Genomic DNA, 582 nt, shown 5'->3' on the forward strand with positions numbered 1-582 from the left:
ATCTCAGTTCGGATTGAAGTCTGCAACTCGACTTCATGAAGTCGGATTCGCTAGTAATCGCAGATCAGCTACGCTGCGGTGAATACGTTCTCGGGTCTTGTACACACCGCCCGTCACACCATGGGAGTTGGTAATGCCCGAAGCCGGTTAGTTAACTTCGGAGACGACTGTCTAAGGCAGGACCGATGACTGGGGTGAAGTCGTAACAAGGTATCCCTACGAGAACGTGGGGATGGATCACCTCCTTTCTACGGAGTACATAGACATCTTTATATTTGGCGTATTTAAAATCCTTTTTAATAGCGTAATTAATCATAAAAAGGTAATTATGGGCTTAGCCAAAGAGTTTTGTATCTAGTTTTGAAAGTTCTATCTTTCAAAAAATAGTTCTTTGAAAACTGAATAGCAAATAAATATTTTGAAAATTTTCAAAAATATTTCAACAACGACATTACAAAAACCGAGTCTAACTGTGAAAACAGTTAGCAAATTTAAATTAGATACCTTAGAAATATAAATCTAAACAATAGGCTTAAAAAAATACAAGTTATGTTAGCTTTTAAATAAGTAAGAGTATATGGT

The 582-nt window shown here is 36.6% G+C and carries 1 rRNA gene; it reads left to right on the forward strand.

Annotated elements, in window-relative coordinates:
• Positions 1-248, forward strand: a 16S ribosomal RNA gene (locus JV122_RS04175); the annotation flags it as partial.
• Positions 249-582: the final 334 nt, after the last annotated feature.

This window comes from Mycoplasma procyoni (assembly GCF_017052595.1).
Taxonomy (GTDB): Bacteria; Bacillota_I; Bacilli_A; order Mycoplasmatales; family Metamycoplasmataceae; genus Mesomycoplasma_A; species Mesomycoplasma_A procyoni.